Annotated in this window: 12 protein-coding genes and 1 CRISPR repeat array (1 of these 13 running past the window's edge); of the genes, 8 read left to right on the forward strand and 4 right to left on the reverse strand. The window is 33.3% G+C overall.

What is annotated here, in order from left to right; translation table 11 throughout:
• A CRISPR array of direct repeats spans nt 1-3066; the repeat unit is 47 nt; unit sequence GTTGTGCTTTATCACAAAGCTAATAAATTCTGAAAGCTTTTTCTAAC (it extends 2523 nt beyond the left edge of the window).
• Between the two features lie 653 nt (nt 3067-3719).
• Nucleotides 3720-4313: a hypothetical protein gene (locus IEW40_RS10115; RefSeq protein ID WP_188617973.1), complete on the forward strand. Its 594-nt coding sequence runs from the start codon at nt 3720-3722 to the stop codon at nt 4311-4313.
• 176 nt (nt 4314-4489) lie between these two features.
• On the opposite strand, the gene IEW40_RS10120 is transcribed toward IEW40_RS10115, so the two are convergent.
• The 3 genes from IEW40_RS10120 to IEW40_RS10130 form a co-directional block, all read right to left on the reverse strand.
• Complete coding sequence (locus IEW40_RS10120) at nt 4490-6214, reverse strand: amidohydrolase (RefSeq protein WP_188617974.1); 1725 nt, start codon at nt 6212-6214, stop codon at nt 4490-4492.
• A gap of 322 nt (nt 6215-6536) precedes the next feature.
• A complete protein-coding gene (locus IEW40_RS10125) occupies nt 6537-7760 on the reverse strand; it encodes a DcaP family trimeric outer membrane transporter (RefSeq protein WP_188617975.1) in 1224 nt (407 codons plus the stop codon).
• 4 nt (nt 7761-7764) lie between these two features.
• The gene (locus IEW40_RS10130; protein WP_188617976.1) at nt 7765-9483 is read right to left on the reverse strand and encodes an amidohydrolase; all 1719 of its coding nucleotides are present in this window, start codon (nt 9481-9483) and stop codon (nt 7765-7767) included.
• A gap of 106 nt (nt 9484-9589) precedes the next feature.
• Here IEW40_RS10130 and IEW40_RS10135 point away from each other — a divergent pair, with 106 nt between their 5' ends.
• From IEW40_RS10135 to IEW40_RS10165, 7 genes are all read left to right on the forward strand, one after another.
• Nucleotides 9590-12442: a sensor histidine kinase gene (locus tag IEW40_RS10135; RefSeq protein WP_188617977.1), complete on the forward strand. Its 2853-nt coding sequence runs from the start codon at nt 9590-9592 to the stop codon at nt 12440-12442.
• Nucleotides 12443-12450: 8 nt separating this feature from the next.
• Entirely contained in the window at nt 12451-13083 is a 633-nt protein-coding gene (locus tag IEW40_RS10140) for a response regulator transcription factor (RefSeq protein WP_188617978.1), read from the forward strand.
• A gap of 299 nt (nt 13084-13382) precedes the next feature.
• A complete protein-coding gene (locus IEW40_RS10145; protein WP_188617979.1) occupies nt 13383-14003 on the forward strand; it encodes a hypothetical protein in 621 nt (206 codons plus the stop codon).
• Nucleotides 14004-14050: 47 nt separating this feature from the next.
• On the forward strand, nt 14051-17086 hold the full coding sequence (locus IEW40_RS10150) for a DUF8696 domain-containing protein (protein ID WP_188617980.1): 3036 nt from the start codon (nt 14051-14053) through the stop codon (nt 17084-17086).
• Between the two features lie 71 nt (nt 17087-17157).
• Entirely contained in the window at nt 17158-17751 is a 594-nt protein-coding gene (locus IEW40_RS10155) for a hypothetical protein (protein ID WP_188617981.1), read from the forward strand.
• Nucleotides 17752-18019: 268 nt separating this feature from the next.
• Nucleotides 18020-19456: a tetratricopeptide repeat protein gene (locus IEW40_RS10160; protein ID WP_188617982.1), complete on the forward strand. Its 1437-nt coding sequence runs from the start codon at nt 18020-18022 to the stop codon at nt 19454-19456.
• On the forward strand, nt 19449-20951 hold the full coding sequence (locus IEW40_RS10165) for a tetratricopeptide repeat protein (protein ID WP_229663428.1): 1503 nt from the start codon (nt 19449-19451) through the stop codon (nt 20949-20951). Before IEW40_RS10160 ends, IEW40_RS10165 begins: the two co-directional genes overlap by 8 nt.
• A gap of 337 nt (nt 20952-21288) precedes the next feature.
• On the opposite strand, the gene IEW40_RS10170 is transcribed toward IEW40_RS10165, so the two are convergent.
• Nucleotides 21289-22074 (reverse strand): phosphatase PAP2 family protein, encoded by a 786-nt coding sequence (locus IEW40_RS10170; RefSeq protein WP_188617984.1) that lies wholly within the window; start codon nt 22072-22074, stop codon nt 21289-21291.
• Nucleotides 22075-22110 lie beyond the last annotated feature (36 nt).

Raw genomic sequence — 22110 nt, forward strand, 5'->3', positions numbered from 1 at the left:
TGCCATATTGGACCACTTGTTGTGCTTTATCACAAAGCTAATAAATTCTGAAAGCTTTTTCTAACTGTCACGTTTGACAAAATTTCAAATTGCATGTTGTGCTTTATCACAAAGCTAATAAATTCTGAAAGCTTTTTCTAACCTTTGAAGTTTTCATCAGACTTAGCGCTCCGTTGTGCTTTATCACAAAGCTAATAAATTCTGAAAGCTTTTTCTAACAATAAAGAAGTAGATGCTACACCTACATCTGTTGTGCTTTATCACAAAGCTAATAAATTCTGAAAGCTTTTTCTAACTCTAATTGCTTTTGGTCAGTATTATAAGAAGTTGTGCTTTATCACAAAGCTAATAAATTCTGAAAGCTTTTTCTAACTATGAAAATCACCAAAGAATTTAAAGACAAGTTGTGCTTTATCACAAAGCTAATAAATTCTGAAAGCTTTTTCTAACTATTTTGGTCTCAATTCCTTTGGGGGGTTTGTTGTGCTTTATCACAAAGCTAATAAATTCTGAAAGCTTTTTCTAACTGGAAGAGAGAGAAAAAATTGCACTTAACAGTTGTGCTTTATCACAAAGCTAATAAATTCTGAAAGCTTTTTCTAACGATGATAGCACGTCTACTAATGAAAATGATGTTGTGCTTTATCACAAAGCTAATAAATTCTGAAAGCTTTTTCTAACCGTGAAGTTCTGAAGAATCTGTGGCGGTAAGTTGTGCTTTATCACAAAGCTAATAAATTCTGAAAGCTTTTTCTAACTGAAGTGTTATAGCAAAAAGAATCTGCGTTGTTGTGCTTTATCACAAAGCTAATAAATTCTGAAAGCTTTTTCTAACCTTCTATACTATCAAATCTTGCTTCTATTCGTTGTGCTTTATCACAAAGCTAATAAATTCTGAAAGCTTTTTCTAACCAAATTTTAGATAAATACCAAGAGCTTTGCGTTGTGCTTTATCACAAAGCTAATAAATTCTGAAAGCTTTTTCTAACTTACCCAAGAAGTAGATAAGGCTTTCGTAGGTTGTGCTTTATCACAAAGCTAATAAATTCTGAAAGCTTTTTCTAACAATTCATGTTGAGCTCTATAGAAAGAACCGGTTGTGCTTTATCACAAAGCTAATAAATTCTGAAAGCTTTTTCTAACAATAAAGATTTTGGAGTTGATGGAGAAATAGTTGTGCTTTATCACAAAGCTAATAAATTCTGAAAGCTTTTTCTAACTAACATTATCATTTACATTCTCATTAACAGTTGTGCTTTATCACAAAGCTAATAAATTCTGAAAGCTTTTTCTAACTAGAAGCAGAAAAGCAAATGGAGCTACAAAGTTGTGCTTTATCACAAAGCTAATAAATTCTGAAAGCTTTTTCTAACATTGAGAGAATTAAGCAAGAAGCTCTGATTGTTGTGCTTTATCACAAAGCTAATAAATTCTGAAAGCTTTTTCTAACATTTAATTTTATATATTTCTCGAATTCAAAGTTGTGCTTTATCACAAAGCTAATAAATTCTGAAAGCTTTTTCTAACCTTACTGAGGCTCAATCTACAGAGAATAAAGTTGTGCTTTATCACAAAGCTAATAAATTCTGAAAGCTTTTTCTAACTATGAGAAAGTAGGTGCTGAGATTGGTAAGTTGTGCTTTATCACAAAGCTAATAAATTCTGAAAGCTTTTTCTAACTGCAACGGAATTGAAAAAGTGATATTTGTCGTTGTGCTTTATCACAAAGCTAATAAATTCTGAAAGCTTTTTCTAACATTTCCCTTGACTTTTCGTAATTTTTGTAAGTTGTGCTTTATCACAAAGCTAATAAATTCTGAAAGCTTTTTCTAACCTGCAGGTTATGAAGGTGAGATAGATAGTTGTTGTGCTTTATCACAAAGCTAATAAATTCTGAAAGCTTTTTCTAACCTTGAAGCTTTTGAATTTCTGGTTCTATTAGTTGTGCTTTATCACAAAGCTAATAAATTCTGAAAGCTTTTTCTAACTTTAAAAGGTTTTAAACGTTTTTTTTAAATGTTGTGCTTTATCACAAAGCTAATAAATTCTGAAAGCTTTTTCTAACTTCACGCGTTGTATTTCTCTCATGTATTCTGTTGTGCTTTATCACAAAGCTAATAAATTCTGAAAGCTTTTTCTAACTCGTTGATGTTTTGTTTTAGAAATTCTGCAGTTGTGCTTTATCACAAAGCTAATAAATTCTGAAAGCTTTTTCTAACTAGCTGCTGTAAGTGATGTTCAAAAGCAAAGTTGTGCTTTATCACAAAGCTAATAAATTCTGAAAGCTTTTTCTAACCTTTGGGAATTGCTGGAATTGGTAATTTATGTTGTGCTTTATCACAAAGCTAATAAATTCTGAAAGCTTTTTCTAACGTGTAGATTTGCAGGGAATTTACCCGAAATGTTGTGCTTTATCACAAAGCTAATAAATTCTGAAAGCTTTTTCTAACTTAGATTAAGAACAGATATTTTTATTGAAAGTTGTGCTTTATCACAAAGCTAATAAATTCTGAAAGCTTTTTCTAACTAGCCAAACTTCAACGATTGAAATGTCCGTGTTGTGCTTTATCACAAAGCTAATAAATTCTGAAAGCTTTTTCTAACCGAAATTAACATCGCCATCCAAATGACCGAGTTGTGCTTTATCACAAAGCTAATAAATTCTGAAAGCTTTTTCTAACTTACGTTTTATTTTAGATGGTTATCCAGACGTTGTGCTTTATCACAAAGCTAATAAATTCTGAAAGCTTTTTCTAACTAGAGCAGATTAAAATGATTTTTTTCATAGGTTGTGCTTTATCACAAAGCTAATAAATTCTGAAAGCTTTTTCTAACAAAGGTATTTGTGGTCCATTTTAAAATAATGTTGTGCTTTATCACAAAGCTAATAAATTCTGAAAGCTTTTTCTAACCAGAAATTCTAATTCCACCAGCATAATATGGTTGTGCTTTATCACAAAGCTAATAAATTCTGAAAGCTTTTTCTAACAAGAAGCTACAATCACCTTTATTATATTTGGTTGTGCTTTATCACAAAGCTAATAAATTCTGAAAGCAATTGACTCACTACGTTCGTCGAAGCTTCGCTTTCACAACAAATAAGTCAGAGAAAGAATCGATAAGTTTTAGATATTAAATGAATTATGAGAACAATTGACTCACTACGTTCGTCGAAGCTTTGCTTTCACAACAAAGAAGTCAGAGAAAGAATCAATAAGTTTTAGATATTAAATGAATTCTGAAAGCAATTTACTTACAACGTTCGTCGAAGCTTCGCTTTCACAACAAAGAAGTCAGAGAAAGAATCGATAAGTTTTAGATATTAAATGCATTATGAAAGAAATTTGCTTACAACGTTCGTCGAAGCTTCGCTTTCACAACAAATAAGTCAGAGAAAGAATCAATAAGTTTTAGATATTAAATGAATTATGAGAACAATTGACTCACTGCGTTCGTCGAAGCTTCGCTTTCACAACAAAGAAGTCAGAGAAAGAATCAATAAGTTTTAGATATTAAATGATTTCTAAGAGCAATTGAAACATTATGTTCTTCGAAGCTTCGTTTTCACCAGATTATATTTTTAAAACATTGATAAGCATTAGATAGGGAATGATTTCAATAGTACTTTAGATAAAATAGGGCATGTAGACTTTACTTTTTATATGATTTGTTTGAAAAATCTTGTTTTCATTGATCAACTAAAATGGTATATTTACGGTATGAAATACAGATTAAGATTGTTGATTTTATGTTTTGCTTTTTTAAGCATTTATAAAATTTATGCACAAAATAGCACTAATCCCATCCATATCGTAGATAAGGAGTTGGGTTTTAAAATGGATTTGCCGAGAGGTTTTACGAAAATGGACAGTAAGGAAGTGGGTGCTGCATTGCAGATGGGTAAGAAGCAGATTGATAAAATATATGATACCGATTTTAATATCAATGGTTTAGAGCCTAATTTGTTTAAAAAAGATGATAATAATTATTTTATCATCAATATTAAGGATTTCCCTGACTCTGAGGAAGCCTATCAAAAAGAAGTAGCCAAATATAATAGGTTGATGTATACTACTTATCAAAAATCTTTTCCCAATGTTGAGCTTACTGAGTCTACAGAAACTAAAAAAATAGGGAATGAGGTCTTTACGAAATATTCTTTGAAGGCTGTAGTATCAAAGGCTTTGACTATGAAAGTTTTTAATTTTAATTCTTTGTATAAAGGCAAAGATGTTACTTTGGCTGCGGTGTACGTGGATGATGAGGTAGGGCAAGAAATTCTAAAAGCTGTAGAAAGTGCCAGTTTTAAATAAAACGGAAGGTTTATCTACGATAAAAAGGAGGGCTGCAGAGTATTGTAGCTCTTTTTTTTGGTTAAAGTAAGCAAGAGTTTTTGATAGAATGCAAGAAATGGGTAGCTATAAAAATCCCCCCTCTATCAAGTGGTATAATAGGGGGGGGAGAGAAATATAGTGGTAATACAAAAATTCTATTTTTTGGTATAGATGGCTTTGCCTTCTTTGATGGTTTGTAGTACGGAGATGTCTTTAATTTTTAGGGGGTCTATTTTAAGAGGGTTTTGGTCTAGGATGACAAGGTCTGCCAATTTACCTTTTTTGATAGAGCCTTTAAGGTTTTCTTCTTTAAATTCATAAGCTCCCCAGATGGTGATAGCTTTTAAAGCTTGATAAGGGGTCAATCTTTCTTCTTTACCCATGATGTCACCACTTCTGCTTTGTCTATTGATGGAGGTCCATAGAATCATCATCATATTTGGGAGTGCAACGGGAGCATCGGTATGGGTGTTGATGTGTACTCCTTTTTTGAGTGCAGATTGCACGGGGCTTATTTCTCTGGCTGCTTTGTCCCCGATGATTTTCTTGTACCAGTCTCCCCAATAGAAGGTGTGCATAGGGAAGAAAGAGCCAAAGATTTGGTATTTTGCAAGGCTGTCTATTTGGTCTTTTCTAATGAGTTGACCATGGATGAATATATGTCTACGGTCTTGTTTTGGGAATTTTTTTTCAGCGTTATGAATGGCTTTGATGAATTGGTCTCCAGCAGCATCGCCATTGCAATGGGCTTTAATTTGTAAATTTCTTTGGTATGCTAGGTCAACCGCACTTTGTACCTGTTCGTCAGTCATTTGTGCATAACCTTTATACCCAGTTTTTTGACCATCAGGAGGAATTAAATACGGGATAGTTCTCCAAGCAGTTCTACCTTGTGGTGAACCGTCTAGAGTTATTTTTAAGCCTCCAATTCTATAGTGGTTGGTGTATTTTGTGCTATTCCATTCGCTATCAAGGAATTTAGCCATGCTAGGGTCAAGAAAAGACAAAAGGTCTAATTTTAGTTTTCCTTTTTTGGCGTATTCTACAAATTGCAAGTGGTTTTCATAGGTTTTACCTTCGTTTAGGGTGGTGTATCCATAGCTTAGAGCCATTTCTTGTCCTTTATCCATGTAATATTCTGCATATTTACTTTCAGGAAAGAATAGTTTAAAAATAACGGGCGTAGCCGTGTTTTCCTCTAAAACGCCATTAGGTTCTTGAGAATTAGGCAGTCTTCTAATGACTCCACCAGGAACAGCTTTCGTTTGAGCATTTATATTCATTACTTCTAAGCCTTTGCTGTTTAAGACACAGAAATGACCAGAAATGTGCAATACACAAATGGGGATATCTTTAGAAACTTTATCGAGGTCTTCTCTGGTAGGGAATCTATTTTCTTTAAGAACGGCATCGTCAAATCCCATTCCTAGAATCCATCCTTTGGTTTTGTCGGTACCATTTTTGGTATGCCAATCTTTTAATTCGGCAATTAAATCATTCATGGAATTGCATTTGCCGTCAGGGCTTGCTAAAAGATTAGCCGTAACGGCCTGAGCACCGAAGCCGGCGAAATGGGCATGTCCATCGATAAAACCTGGGGTCATGGTTTTTCCGTTGAGGTCAACTCTTTCTGCATCAGGGCTTAGTTTTTCGGCCTCTTTTAGGTTTCCAACAAAAGCTATTTTACCATCTTTTACCCAAACAGCTTCTGCATATTCTGGGGTCTCGCCTCCTTCGGCAGTGATGATGTCTCCCCCGTAATATAAAGTTCCGTTTTTGCCTTCTTGGGTTACTTCGGTGAAGTTTTTTCCGGGTTTAGCACAGGCGATGATTGCAGTAACAAGAATGAATCTCAAAGCTGTTTTAATTAATTTTTTCATCGTAGTTTTTGGTTTAAAGGAAGTAGTGAGTTTTATAAAATGAGATAATACCCAAAATTAATACAGTTTGTAATACAAAATTCAAGAGGTTACCTGCATAAAGATGTGTAATAACTGGGAGTAGATTATAGGATAGATAAGGCAGAAAAGGATGGGGAGTAAAACGAACTCCATCTCAATGATTTGGGATGGAGTGTCGTAAATTTGTACTGGATTAACAGTAATTGAGGAAAATTAGGAATGTTTTTTTTTCATTATTGTGAGTTTAGAATCTTATATAAAAAATGTTTGGAATTATTATTGAGAATTTTAATTTAAGAATTTAAAATAATTGCACCCCAAAAACAAATCTTTGATTATCCCATTTCTTACCAGATAAATCTTCTCTGGTGCCATACCAATATTCTATACCAACGGTTAAGAATTTTTTAATTTTCCACATGGTGTTTATACCTAACTGTGTAGATCTATACGTAAAAATAGAAGGATAATCTGTTCGGTTATCTAGTATCACCATACCACTCATTACGTTAGAGCGCAAGACGTCATTCCATTTATGTTGTAAAGCAAGATAATGGCCCATAGATTTTCTTAAAGATAATTTGTCATTAGGAATAATAATGCCAGCAGCAAGAGGGTCTGCTCCTACCATATAGTTTCCTATACCTGCGCCGGTAGAAAATACATATTGAAGTCTTGTTTTAGGTGAAAAGTTGTAATGAGTACCTGCAGATAAAGCCCATCCAATTTTTTTGTATTCTACATCATTTTTATCGGTAAGCCAGAAGTTTCTTAATAGGCCACCTATGAAGAAGTGAGTTTTGAATTGAGGATGTACCCATGATAAGTTTGTAGTAACTGTAGGAGCGATTCTGTTTTTAATTTCTGAACCAAGAACATCTGCATTTGGCGCATTTTCTACAGAAGTAGAGAATTTGAAATTAGGAGAAAGTAATTGAGTCCATTTAATCTGTTCTTGTCTTTCATTTACCATTAATCCACTTACAGTAGGTTCAGAAAGAGCGTCGGGGACAGAATAAACGTCTCCGATGTTGCTAAAATATTTACCGGCAAGGAATTCGGTTTTACCAGATTTAGTAGTAATTGTTAAGTAAGCAACTCTAAAAGAGAAGTTAGTAGGTTCTCCTCTAAAATTCCATTCTACATAGCCTTTAAATTTTAAGCCTTCTACATCTGTAAGAGCGGTTAGGGTAATTCTGGTGGCTCTAGCATCTATGTAAGATTGCCCATGTTGAGCAGCATCTACCCCTGGAATGCCCAGATAACCAGGCATACTAGCGTCTAGTTTCATTTCGCTTTTGGTATCAACAATACCAAGTGTTTTAAAAAAGCCACCAATAGCTAATACACCATATTTAGAACGAGAAACAATTGCAGCACCTGGAATTTCGGCTTTACTTACTTGCTCAGCATTAATGTCGCCAATAGGGTTTCTACCAATTACTATAGAATCTTTGCTACTAGTTTGAGCAAAAATTACTGAGCTAGAGAGTATTAATGTTATTTTAAAAATATTGTTAATCATTTTATTATAGTTTATAAACAGATTTGCCTCCTTTAAAAGTTTCTTGCACTTTAATGTTTTTAATGTCTAAAACATTTACTTTTAGAGGGTTTTTATCTAAAATAACTAAATCAGCTTTTTTACCAGCTTTAATAGAACCTTTGGTGTTTTCTTCAAAACATTCATAAGCGCCATTAACAGTAAGTGCTAATAAACCTTGATAAGGCGTGATTCTTTGGTTAGCACCAATCACTTTATTTGTTCTAGAAAGTCTATTAACCGAAGTCCAAAGTAGAAACATTTGATCCATAGGAGTTACAGTACAATCTGTGTGATTGGTACATATTACGCCATTATCAAAAGCGTCTTTCATAGGGCTTAAATAATTGGCGCGTTCTTGGCCAAGATTATCTACATGAACATCTCCCCAGTAGTAAGTATGATTAGTAAAGAAAGAAGGTAATAATTTGTATTCTTTGTATTTCTTCATTTGGTCTGGTCTCATAATTTGAGAATGGATAATAACGGTTCTTCTGTCTTTATCTTTATCTCCTAATTTTTGAGTTGCAAATTCGTGACCTTTAATCATCATATCCACAGAAGCATCACCATTGCAATGAGAATACAATTGAATATTATTTTTATAACATACAGTAAACAATTCATTTACCATATCTTGAGTCATTGCGGGGAAGCCTTTACAATCATGAGTGCATCCTTCTACTTCTGTAAGGTATGGTTTTGTAATGTAAGCGGTTTTACCTTGTGGAGAACCGTCAACAGCTAATTTAAGACCTTGAAATTTAAGATGATTTTGATATTTTCCCCATTGCATATTAGGGTCTGCTATTACTTCTTTAGCATAGATATAAGCAGGTAAGGCAACGATATCTAAAAATAGTTTATTATTTTTTGCAGCTTTTTGTAGGAGTGTAATTTTGGTGTCCATAGCCAAATGTTCTGCTGCTGTAGTAACGCCACAAGAAGCGTAATAATTTTGTGCTCTGGTAAGTTTGTCAAATTCTTTTTCATCTGCTCCTACTTTCATTACAAAAGGAATGAAAGGTTGCATAGCCGTTTCTTGTACAAGACCTTCTAATTCTTTAGAGCCTTTTTTTCTGATAAAAGTTCCACCGGTAGGATCTGGGGTGTCTGCAGAGATACCTGCCATTTTAAAAGCAGCGGTATTACAAACTAGCATGTGCCCAGAAGTATGTTTTAGAATTACAGGATTGGTAGGGAAAGCTTTGTCTAGTTCAGCAGCCGTAGGATGTCTTTTTTCTGCTAGAAAATTTTGGTCATAACCGCTACCCATAATGATATCTGTATCTGAAGCGTTATTAGTTTTTTTAATTTCTTTAAGTTTTTCTATGATTTGTGGTATGTTTTCTACCTCGCCAATTGGAGGAGGATTGAGATTGGCTTGTAAAAGTTCATCAGCATACATACAAATATGGCTATGGCCATCTACAAAGCCAGGTAAAAGAGTTTTGCCTTTAAGGTCTATCATTTCTGTATTGCTGGCATGGTATTTTTCGGCTTCATTTTTACTGCCAGCAAAAATGATGTCATCTCCTTTTGTTACTACGGCTTCTACATATTGAGGGGTATTGCCTTCCATAGTGATGATGTCTCCATTATAGAAAATCTTATCACTTGAAAATTCTTTGCTTTTGTTTGAGAATGAGCAATGATTAAATGAAATTATTATTATCATCGCAAATGTCATTTTTAGTATTTTCATTTTAATTCAATTTAGTTGACGATAAAATTATTACATTTACATTTTATAAGTGATTGTTTAATACCTACATAAAGATGTGTAATAAGATAAAAAAGTATTTTTAGAAATGAGAATATTTAAAAATTTCATAAAAAAGGGTAGGTTATTGTCGTTGGTTATGGTGTTAGTGTTTGAATTTGTATTTTCTCAACCTCAATATGATAAGATAATATATGACTCTTACAATGGATTTACCAATACTCTAAATGATTTAGTGCAAGATGAAGAGAAGATGCTTTGGCTATCTACAGAAGATGGATTATGGAAATTTGATGGGTACAATCCTGTTCGTATAAAAAATAGATATGAGAGAGAAACAGGTAGGTCTGCAATAAAATCAATAGTATATAAAGGATATATATATACCATATTTACAGAAAGAGGATGTATTTCTTACAACTTGACAACAGGTGAAGAGCAACTATTAACACTACATGAAGTACATGATATATCTATAGAAGGCAACAAAATATATCTATTGCTTAAAAATTTAGATATTCTTATCATCAGAGATCATCAACAGACCCTTTACAAGACAGGTTTTAAGCGTACAGTTTCGGGATATAAGAGAGCAAGTATAGTGGTCAAGAATGGAGTTATTTTTCTTTCTATACCTTTATTAGGGTTTTACAAAATAGAAGATAATAATCTAATGAAATACTCTCATGTGGAAGGAGCACTTTTGCCAGGGGGTGTTTTTGGAGAGCATTTTAAAATCTATTCTGAGTCCATTTTTTATTCTGGATTAAAGTATCCTATAGTCATTAGGAAAAATAATATTGTAAGTCAACCATTAAAAGGTCTAGTCTATCATAGGATTAATGATTTTGATGTGTTTCAGGGCAAGAGGTATTTCATAAAAGATAGTAAATCAGTATATCTAGAGCGAGGGGTAGGTCAATACGAATTGATTATGAGTATAGAAAATGTAGAGTTGAGGAAAATTCTGGTAGATGGGCAGCATATTTATATTGCGACCAATCAAGGGCTGATAGATGTGGTGAAAAAGCAAGATTACCTGGTGAATTTAAAAGATGATGTGTTTAGTCAAAGGTTTCGGGTGAGGAGAAAAATTATTGCACAAGAAAATGGTTTGTACCTATTCAGTAACCCTAATATTTTGTGGTATGGGCAAGACCAAACCTTAAAAAGAGTAGCTCAGCCAGCGCTATCTGTATATGATGCAGCAAAGGTAGAAGGAGGTTTTTTGTTGGGCACAGAAGGTAAAGGTCTTTTATTTGCCCATCAAGATTTTACGAATTTTAAGTCAATATTGCCATCAGATAGCAACAATCCGGTATGTACGGTGTATTATGACCCGCGACTTAATAGGGTCTATGCAGGTGATTACCATTACCTCTACCTCATTAATGATTATGGAAAGCCAGCGCAAAAAATAATAAAAGTGCCGAATCTTTTTAATGATAAGATGATAAAAGCGGTGGCCATAGATGAGGAAAACAATAGGATTTTGGTAGGAACAGATGGTGGGATGTTTGTTGTGAATGGCAAGAATCTGAAGTATGTGAAATTCAACATTAGAAATAGAATTATAGGAGATATTTTAATTGATAAAGGGCAAAAGTTGGCTTATATAGGAGATGATAAAGGCTTGAGTATACTTAGATTAAAGGATTTAAGAATTGTAAAACAACTGGCTTTTGATTTTATGTATCCCTCTAAAATCACAGGATTGTTACAAGATGAGAAAGGGAGGTTATGGGCCAGTACTTATAGTGGTATTGTAGGTTATGATTATGCCAAGGACCTTATGATTAATCTACGAAAGAAAAATGGACTGATGAATACCGAGTATAACTATAAAGCTAAGGCCAAGATGCAAGATGGGCGATTGATTTTCGGGGGGCTGAACGGGTATGACATCATAAACCCTCAAAAAATGAATTTCAGTTTGAATAAAGAAAAAGGGGTCGTCTCTGGATATCATTTGATAGGTAAAGACAGTCTCTACCGAAAGATGATGAAAGATGAGAGCATCAGTTACCGAGGAGATACCTATTATTCTAGACTATACCTAAGTGTACCAAGTACATTGCAAAGACACCAATGCACGTTTGAGTATCGGGTAAATCAAGGGGCTTGGAATGCTCTGAAGGATAGATATTACATAGATTTCATAGGATTGTCGGCAGATGTTTATCATATAGAAGTTCGGGGAAGTGATGAGTTAGGAAAGAAGATTCCGTTCCAGCCTATTACTATAAAAGTAAAAGAATCTTTTTATGAGAGTAGTTATTTTATAGTAGGGAGTCTGATTCTTATTTTTTCATTGGCCATATTGGTATTTTATTTGACCAACAGAAACCTCAATGTAAAGAATGAGATTTATGAAAGGGTAAGCATGGATTTGCACGATGAGGTGGGAACAGTACTTTCTAAAACCTCATTGATCTTGCAATATTTTAAAACGATAGATGATGAGCAAAAGAATAAAATTGTAGAAAACATAAACCAGGCTAATTTCAGTTTACGGGCTTATATCAATAACAGTAAGCATCAAGAAGTCGCCATAATGGATTTGTATGACCACTGCAAAGAGTTTGTGACGGAGACTCTGAGCATAAAAGGGATAGATTTAGATTTTAATTACCAAGGGAGTGACCAAGACAAGATAGGTTCTGAGCTGAATAGAGATGTGACGATGTGTATGTACGAAATCACCAATAACATTATTAAGCATTCATCTGCCAGTAAAGTAAGTATTCTCTTTGAATGGAGTAAAAAGTTTCTATCGATAAAGGTAGAAGAACATGGAGGGCAATTAATGGTAAAAGAAGGCAGTGTGGGGCATGGGATTAAAAATTTAGAAAAGAGAGTATTAAGAAATCAAGGAAATATAGACATTGTAAATGATGCGGAACACCAGAAAATGGTGATAAGCATAGGCTTTAAAATATAAAAAATCATATGAAAACCTATAGAGTAGTCATAATAGAAGATGATGCAGAGTTTGCAGAATTGCAAATGAGGATAGTAAATGAGATTTCGCAGTTTGATTGTGAAAAATATTACGTGAACGCTTTGGATTTTATATCACAACATCAGGACGAGGTAGATATTCTTCTTTTGGATATCATATTGCCACAACTGGATGGGATAAAAGCCATCCCGATGATTCTTGCTAAATATCCGAAGGTATCTATTATTGTCAATTCTATACGAGATGATACAGAAACCATCTTAGAAGCACTAAGACAAGGAGCAGTAGGGTATATTGATAAGCAAGATTTTGTGCAGTATATTGAAAAAGTATTGTTTTCTGTGATGGATGAAGGGGCATTTATGACTCCAAAGATTGCCAAAAAGGTTTTTAATTTTTTTCAGGTTAAAAAGAACCATTTAGAAAATTTGACAGAGAGAGAAACGCAGGTGGCTCACGGCATCATCGATGGGCTTTCGTATAAATTGGTAGCCGATAGGTTGGGTATTTCTATAGATACCGTAAGGATGAACATTAGAAATATCTATAAAAAAATGAATATCCATAGCAAATCTGAATTGATAAGTTATGTGGTAGGTCAACAATATAAAAACAGATAAAAAGGCGGTTGATTTTTTCACTGGATTTATCTGGATTAGACTTGAAGTTTTGTAAAATTGACTTCAAAAGAAGTTGTTTCTTGGATGATAAATGTTTGTTTTTTCGATTTGGGAATCAAAAAGAGGGCTGAAAAGTCTAATAAAAAATAAGGTTATATATGATAAGCTTACATGGCCTATTGTTGTAAGTGATTGATAAGTAGTGTTTTAGGGGTAGAGTAGTACTAAAATGGTACTTCTAAAATTACATGTGTAATGGTTTTTAGCATTTAATTTGCGGCTAGAAATTAAAAACACAAATGACAATCAAAACACTTTTGGTGAAACAAAAACCAGCCTATTTCTGCATTCGTAGAAATATGGTTGGTTTTTTTTTGATGCTCATTGTGTCTTTTTTTAGGGGCAATACTTTAGATAAAAAATATGAACCTTCTGAGGGTTCAAAAGTATACACTGCAGATACGCTGCAAGTAAATCAAGCTAAAGGGGTAATATACCTCACCGGAGGAGCTACCATTATAGATACTGAGGGGGCGCTGCATCATTATGAGTTGGTGGTAAAAAAGGCAACTCAAAATAAAAAGAAGCCTTCTCCATCTAAACGAATAGCTTTGGCAAAGAAGAAGGTTCAGAGGCCAGTTCAGGTGAAGAATATTTCGACCTATGAGCATTATGAAACTGTACCAGCATCTAAAGAGGTTATGTATGGTTTTCATGAGCATGTTGTGGTATGTAGTACCCAGCAAAATCATTACCAGAGGTCAATGGCGGTATTGGGAAGTTATTGTGAATATTTAATTTTCTATGCCGATTCTGATGATTTGATAAGGGAAGTTCGTTTGGACTTTTTGTCTATATCTGAAGATTTTTTCTCAGTGAGGCCACCGCCGGTTTCTACAACTAATTCTCTTTTTATCTAAAAACTAATTTTAGAAAATTTCTTCTTTCAACTTTAAAATAACTTCTAATGAATATAGATTTATCTTTTTTTAGATATATCAAAAGAATAGTATATTTATTTATTCTCTTGATATTTAGTGTAGGGTATTCACAATGTCCACAGAGTATTGTTTTCCCTAATTCTCAGACTGATGCTGTTGCTCATATTAATTCTAGTAATTACAAGCTAGGGAATTCTGTGCTTTCTTTGTCCCATCAAAGATATGGCTCTGCAGGTACTTATACAGTAGACATTGCAAACAATCACCAAGATGCTTTTGGAATTAGGACACAAATTGGCTCTAATAGTAGTACGTTAAATAATAGGGTTGAAAATCAATTATCTTTTTCTTCACCAGTTTACAACTTAACATTTGATGTGAATGATGTAGATGATCTTGATGTGATAATTATTGAAGCTTATGATCAAAATAATGCTATCATCCCAATGTCTGCTTCTAGGTATACATTATATACAGGCACATTTGTAACCTATAATTCAACCAATAAAACATTTACCGCTAGTAGTAGTGGATCAAATAAGAATGATACAGAAGCTAGAGTAAGCTTTAATTTTAATGGATTGTATGTTTCTAAATTTATTATGAAATATTATGATGGGGATAGTGATGGTTCTGTAACTATAGCTAATTTGCAATCACCATCTCTTTGTGCCAATGCGGATGCTTATACAGGTACTTCGGGAACAGCATTTACTACTACTTCTGTTTTGGCTAATGATTCTCACCTTGGAGTTGCTGCTAACATAACTAACGTTACCGTATCTGCGGTAGGTGTTTTACCTGCTGGTTTTACATTGAATAGTAATGGGACTATTACGGTAGCAAATACAGTAGTAGGTGGTACTTATGTTATAAATTACAGAATATGTTCTACTATTCAACCTACCAATTGTGCAACATCTACAGCGACAATTACTATAGCTGATAATCCTTGTGGTAAAACTGATAGTGATGGAGATGGCGTTTTTGATAGTTGTGATTTAGATGATGATAACGATGGGATTTTAGATACAGCAGAATGTGCAGCTACCGCAGGAACTATGGTCTCTTGGTTTAATGGTAATACACCCCAAGGAAATTTTGGAGCGACATTAGCTTCACCATATACAACTACTGATTTCACAGCTGCAAGTATTGCTTCTACGGATATAGGTTCAGGTGTAACAGTTGGCTGGATTGGTTCTCCTCAATATTATCAAACGATAAGTAATGTTAATGCTACTACAGAAGCTGAAGCAATTACCAATAATGAGTATATGCAATATCGTATTACAGTTGGCAATAGCCCATTTGTACTTACGCAATTAGGGTGGTATGTAATTCCTTCTTCTGTAGATGGTACGCAATATACATTCTCAGTAAGAATGTCAGATAATAATTTTAGTTCTAATCGCAGCATACTTGGCGGTACCAGTTATGTGCCAGCTGGTGGTGCAAATGCAACCGCTAATGTAGTAAGTGGACCGATTTATTTAGACGCTAATAAAACTTATACTTTTAGAATATATTTTTATAATCCAGGTGGAGGATCTTCTGCAAATTTTGGGTATGATGATTTTAGACTTATTGGCTATAAGGATTGTGATACTGATGGAGATTTTATCCCCAATAGAATAGATTTAGATTCTGATGGAGATACTTGTCCAGACGTTATAGAAGGAGGTGCAACTTTCTTACCAGGAGCTACCTATATCACAGGGAACAGAATAAATACAGCGGTTAATACAAGTGGTGTACCAGCAGTGCCTACATCAACACCTGCAGTAATAGGATATACACAAGCTGCGGGGCAAACGGTTAATCAATCACAAACCATAAATCCTACAGTGGTAGCTGGTACAGCTTCAAGTAACCAACTGATTTCATCAGGAGATACACCCAGTACGTTGTCATTAACAGGTTATACAGGAATAACGATTCAATGGCAAGTTTCTACTGATAATATTAGTTTTACCAATATTACAGGAGAAACTGCTGCAACATATTCTCCTGGAGCATTAACTGCAACTACCTACTACAGAGCTGTGGTAGGCAGTGCAGGAGGTTGTACTGCAATCAGCAATGTAGTTACTATTACGGTATGTGCATCTGGAACAGCAGCTCCCATTATAAATGATGCAACGAATTATATAGCAATTAATAGTGCATATTCTATTCCTTGTGGTAGTACAACGGCAGATTTAAGTGGTTTAACAGCCTCTAATAAGCCAGCACCAGCTAGTGTAATTCTAACTTGGCATAGTGCAAGCCCAGCTACCACGGCAAACAGAATTAATCCTGTAACAGCGGTTACTGGCGCAACAAGAAAAATCTACGCTGCGTTTTATGATACTACTAATAATTGTTTTTCAGGTACTAAAGAAATTACACTTTACGCTCCTATTTGTGCTGTAGATGATAACTATGTAGCTACCCCTATTATTTCTGGGGTAGGAGGTACATTGCCAAGTGTTTTAGGAAATGATACCTACAATGGCAGCATTATATCTACTTTACCCACAGGTACCGTAAATTTAGGTTATTCATCTTGGAATATAACCTATATCACCTTAAACCCAGATGGTACGGTAGAAGTACTTCCTGGCACACCACCAGGAACATATACATACACCTATGAAATTTGTGATAACGATCCAGATGCCGTTGTAAATAGCAGTTGTAGATATGCAACAGTTACAGTAAAGGTAGTAGGGAATCCAGTTTGCTACGAAGACCCAAGCTTAGTAAATGGTGCAACATATCCTGTAAAACATGGTATTACAATATTGGGAAGAGCAGGAGAGGATAACGGCAATTGGCCAATGCTTAGAAACTCTGCTTACACCGCAATAGAAAGTAAAACCAAAGGTTTTGTGATTACCAGAATGACGAGTGACCCAGCATTGACATCAGCAGATAATCATATTTCTAAAATTACAGCTCCAGTAATAGGAATGATGGTTTTTGATACATATGAAGATGGTGGAAAAGGATGTTTGAAAATCAATACCGACGGTACTACCACAGGCTGGAAATGTTTCAACAAACAAAGTTGTCCTTAATTGGTAATAATTAATAAACCCTAAACCTTCAAGGTTTTCAAAACCTTGAAGGTTTCTAAAAAAATAAAACAATGAAAAAAATAATAGTAACATTGTTGGTTTCCATTTCTATATTGAGTTTTTCACAAGTAAGAATAGGAGCAAACAATGCAGTAAATAGTCTAACGAATACAACCTCAGTTTTGTTAGAATTTGGAACAGATAAAGACAAAGGAATCATACTCCCTTATGTAGAAACAGTGCCAAGTGGAGCCAACGATGCCAAAGGCGGAACCCTTATTTTTGATGTTTCTGCAACAACAGAAAATCCTAATGGAGAATACAAAGTAAAAGTAAAAAACGAAACCACAGGATGGAGTGATTTATCAGTTCAATCAGGTTATTCTACAACAGTAGAAACAGATGTAAAAGATCCGCAAGCTACGCCATTAGCAGACAAAGCAGGCGCAAAAGTTATTATTGGGAACAAAGATACCACAACAGACGGTGTTTTGGTTTTGGATTCTAATGATAAAGCAATGATATTACCCATCGTAGACGATTACAAAGCCATCAAAAATCCATCCGCTGGGATGATGGCATTTCTAAAACACCCAACAGACAATACCAAACACCGTTTAATTGTCTTCAACGGACAAAAATGGACGTTTTGGGAGGCGAATTAGTGTTCTTTTCAAATTATTAAGGTTTTAACTTAAAATTAGTTTCAATATATAGAAAGTAAATTCAATCAATAAGATTATAACCAAGAAAGTAGGCTGTTCTCATCATTCTTAGAGACAGCCCTCTTTTTTGGACACTAAAAAAGAGAAATATAATTTTCCTTAAAATTTTTGATAATAGTTCTTTATAATTCATTTTTTAGTAGTTGTAAATTGAATCATTAATTCGTATTATTGTAAATGATTATTTTGATTAAATTCGTTTTAATAAATGAGTATTAAAATAAATTGGATATTTAGTGTATTCGCAATATCCTTAATAGTTAGTTTTTCTTATGGGCAGACCCCCAAAAAAGAGTTAGACTCTCTATTTGAAAACAATGTAAAGTCTCTTTTTCTAAAAGGGGAGTATGAGCAATCTTTGGCTTTATGTAAAAAAGTAATTGCAGGATATGAAGAGCTGAATGATAAGGAAAGTACTTTAAAAGCTTATCTTTATGCTGCAAATATTTGCAGTAATATTTACAGAATTCAAGAAAGTCTACATTACTTGGATCTTGCATCAGTATATACAAATGATATTGATAATCCCAGATTATTATCTAAATTAAATGCCTGTTATAGCAGAAACTTTTATTATTTAGGATATAAAAAAAATGCAATTATTTATATTGATAAGGCCATAAATAACCTAATTGATAATAGCGATAAATACAAGAAAGAACTTCAATATTACTACGGGGTTAAAGCCCTTATATATGAAGATGAAAATAATATAAAAGAATTGTATCATAATTTGAAATTATCTCATAAGGCTTATCCAGATGTTTACTCATCTGCAAGGTTGGCAAGGTACTTTATCAATTTTAATAAAAATCTAGATTCGGCAAAATATTATTTAGATTTTGGAGATCAACTTAACAGCACAGGAAAGTTTCCTATTTATCAAAAATCAATATTGAAAAGAAACTGGGGAAGGTACTATCTAGAAAAAAAGCAATATCAGGATGCAGTGATCAATTTTGAAGAATCTCTGGCTATTTTGAAGAATCTCAAAAAAAATCAAGATATTAAAGATGCTTATAAATTACTTTATGAAGCTTATAAAAAACAAAATAATGATAAAAAAGCGAGCCTATATCTAGAAAAATACTCTCATTTGAATGACAGTATAAAAATAATAAACCAAAAATTACAAGAAATACCACTGCATAAATTTTTAAAAGAAAAAGAAATTTATGTAGAGAAAAAATCAAATAGAAAGATATATTTTATTGTTTTTGCCTTTGTATTATTTTCTTTGCTTGCTTGGGTATTCTATAGAAAAAGAGTCAAAGTATTTCTTCAAGACAAGCAAAAAACTAAAATAGAAACTGATGTTTTAAAACTTAAAATCAATGATTCTTTTCAAGAATTGGTGAAACTAGCCAAAGAAAATGCACCAGAGTTTTTTGCCAAGTTTAAAGAAACATATCCTAGAGTGGTTGTAAAAATTTTAGAAATAAATCCAAGTCTTAGGGTTTCTGAACTTACTTTATGTGCTTATATTTTTTTAGGGTTTAATGCAAAAGATATTGCCAGATATACTCATAAATCTATCAATACCATTAGAAATAGAAAATACAACTTAAGAAAGAAACTGAATCTCTCAGAAGAAGTGGATATCAGTTTATGGTTTAGAAATTTTGATAATGAGAAGAATGATTAGAAATAAGATACATTTTAAAGACCTATTTTTTAACGATAATTTGTTGTCAATTGATATGTTGATGGTCTTCGTTATTTTGTTTCTCTGTCCAAGTATACTGAAGGCACAATATACACCAAAGGAAATAGATTCTCTGATGACTAAAGAAGTTTATCGATTGAGAGACGAAAACAATATCCAAGAAATAGCAAATCTTAGTAGGAAAGCAATACAATATTCTAAAAAAATCAATTATAAAAAAGGAGAAATTTATGGATATGCAAGGCTAGGAAATGCTCTTTGTAATCTTAAAAAATACAAAGAAAGCTTAGAAGCATTAAACACAGCACAAAGGATTATAGAAACATCTAATATAAAGGATAATGTAATTTCTGCTAGTATATTTTTGGGGATGGGAAGGTGTTATTCTGAATCTAAGACTTCATATGATAATGCGATAATTCAATTTGAGAACTCCTTGAATTTTGCCAATAGAATTCTTGATAAAAATGATAAAAATCTATATTTGTCAATAATCTATTCTAATCTATATTCTGTATATAGTAATATGAATAATAAAAATGAAGCAGTAAAATACCTTTACAAAGGCTTATCTATAAAGGAAGATCCCTATGCATGCATTTGTTTAGCAAACCATCATAATTTGAATAAAAATATTGATTCTGCAAAATTTTATTTAAAAAAGGCTGAAACCTACAATCTAAACGATTTTAATAAAGCCACACTTGATAATGAATGGGGAAAATACTATGAAGAAAAAAAAGATTATGCTAAAGCTATTTTGCATTATCAATCTGCTGAGGATTTAGCAAAGAAAATAAATGAAATGCTAATACTAGATAAGGCATATTCAGGATTGTACAGTTCGTATCATAATATAGGGAACTTAGAAAAAGCTATTGATTATTCTGATAAGAGGGTAATGTTAAAAGATAGTATTGTGAATAAGCAATCAAGTAATTCTGAAATAACCATTAATGATATTGTTAGAAAAAAAGAGAAATTAATTCACAAAGAATTTTCAAAATCACAAAAATTATATTTTATATTAGGGGTTTTAGTCTTACTTATTCTCTCGTTTTTAGCCTTTAAAATATACAAAAACAGCAAAGAGAAAAATAAGGTTCAAAAATTAATCGAAGAAAAAGAAATAGAGATTAAAGAAAAAGAAACTCTAGCAGAAAATCTTCAGCTCAAAATAAATGATTCTTTTGACGAATTGATTAATTTGGCCAAAAGCAATAGTCCTGAGTTTTTCACCCGATTCAAAGAAGTTTATCCTGAAAAGATAGATGCATTATTAGCAATCAATGACAAATTGCGCGTTACAGAGCTTACCCTATGTGCTTATATTTTCTTAGGATTTAAGACCAAAGACATCGCCTTATTCACTTTCAAATCTATCAACACCATAAGAAATAGAAAGTACAATCTGCGAAAAAAATTGTTTATAGAAGAAGACCAAGATATGGAAATATGGTTTAAAAAGCTATAATACATCCCTAAATAAGGTTTTTTAAACAAAATGGTACTCTAATGGTATGCCTATTTTTTGGCTTTAGATTAGAAATAGAGTTCCTTTGTACCATTAAAAAATTATTTTTTTAATTATAGTTTTACCATCATTACTTTACTTTCTAGTATAGAAGTCTTAATGTGTTTTTAGAAAGAGTAGCGTTTTTTTCAATTTCTTTACGAAGAAAGGAGTAATGATAAAACTAGGTCATTTACAATTAATCCCATCCGCCCACTGGGCGGATTTTTTATTGTTAATAGGAGAAGAGATTTTATAAAAAAAAAGTAAATCTATCTTTATTTTCACCAATTGATTTCTAAAAGTTCTTCACCAATCCTAATCCTAAAGCTTGGTCTTGATAAAAGGGAGCGATGATGATGGCCGATTGGTTGTTGTTTTTAAAGAGCCACTGTTTAATTTTAGGGTAAAGCCAATAGGCCAATTCTGTAGATAAGATTCCAAAACCAGCACCTGCTACTACATCACCTACCCAATGTTTATTGTTAAGCGCTCTGTATACCCCAGTGAAAATGGCAATAGGATAGCCTGAGAGGCTGAGCCAAAAATGGGTGTCTTTGTATTCTCTAAATAAAAATTGAGCTGATGAAAAGGCTGTGGTGGTGTGCCCTGAGGGAAAAGAAAGTGCATTAGAACCATCTGGTCTTTCTTCTTGGGTTAGGTGTTTCAGGGGAGTAACTAAAGAGGCAGCAATCAATTGAGAGGTGGCATAGATGAGGGTTCTGTCTTTAAGATGGTGTTTTCCTTCTACTCCTGCCCAATTGAGTCCGTACACCATCACCGCAGGTAGGTATTGGGTATAATTGTCTAGTTTTATTTTATCAGGTCGATGTTCTGTGATTTCGTATCGGGTAGAAAGATTGAGTTGTTTGAGGCCATCTATGGACAAGCTAGCCACGCCATAACCAATTAAAATACTTGGTATGATTAGTCTTTTAGGCGTTATTCTGTAATCGTTTTCTGATGGTTTTATACTGTCTTTTGAGGCAGAATACGAGGTAGAGACGGTGTTTTGTGCCCCAACTAAAGAAGTTCCGTAGATTAATTGTATAAAAAGGGCTAAAAAAAAGCATTTAATTTTCATGGAATAATAACAATAAATACCCAAAAATAGTATTCA

The organism is Cloacibacterium rupense, from assembly GCF_014645495.1.
GTDB classification, from domain to species: Bacteria; Bacteroidota; Bacteroidia; order Flavobacteriales; family Weeksellaceae; genus Cloacibacterium; species Cloacibacterium rupense.

Bases quoted from the DNA above. Each gene is read 5' to 3' on its own strand.
- IEW40_RS10115 (WP_188617973.1), top strand. From the start codon at position 3,720: ATGAAATACAGATTAAGATTGTTGATTTTATGTTTTGCTTTTTTAAGC.
- IEW40_RS10120 (WP_188617974.1), bottom strand. From the start codon at position 6,214: ATGAAAAAATTAATTAAAACAGCTTTGAGATTCATTCTTGTTACTGCA.
- IEW40_RS10125 (WP_188617975.1), bottom strand. From the start codon at position 7,760: ATGATTAACAATATTTTTAAAATAACATTAATACTCTCTAGCTCAGTA.
- IEW40_RS10130 (WP_188617976.1), bottom strand. From the start codon at position 9,483: ATGAAAATACTAAAAATGACATTTGCGATGATAATAATAATTTCATTT.
- IEW40_RS10135 (WP_188617977.1), top strand. From the start codon at position 9,590: ATGAGAATATTTAAAAATTTCATAAAAAAGGGTAGGTTATTGTCGTTG.
- IEW40_RS10140 (WP_188617978.1), top strand. From the start codon at position 12,451: ATGAAAACCTATAGAGTAGTCATAATAGAAGATGATGCAGAGTTTGCA.
- IEW40_RS10145 (WP_188617979.1), top strand. From the start codon at position 13,383: ATGACAATCAAAACACTTTTGGTGAAACAAAAACCAGCCTATTTCTGC.
- IEW40_RS10150 (WP_188617980.1), top strand. From the start codon at position 14,051: ATGAATATAGATTTATCTTTTTTTAGATATATCAAAAGAATAGTATAT.
- IEW40_RS10155 (WP_188617981.1), top strand. From the start codon at position 17,158: ATGAAAAAAATAATAGTAACATTGTTGGTTTCCATTTCTATATTGAGT.
- IEW40_RS10160 (WP_188617982.1), top strand. From the start codon at position 18,020: ATGAGTATTAAAATAAATTGGATATTTAGTGTATTCGCAATATCCTTA.
- IEW40_RS10165 (WP_229663428.1), top strand. From the start codon at position 19,449: ATGATTAGAAATAAGATACATTTTAAAGACCTATTTTTTAACGATAAT.
- IEW40_RS10170 (WP_188617984.1), bottom strand. From the start codon at position 22,074: ATGAAAATTAAATGCTTTTTTTTAGCCCTTTTTATACAATTAATCTAC.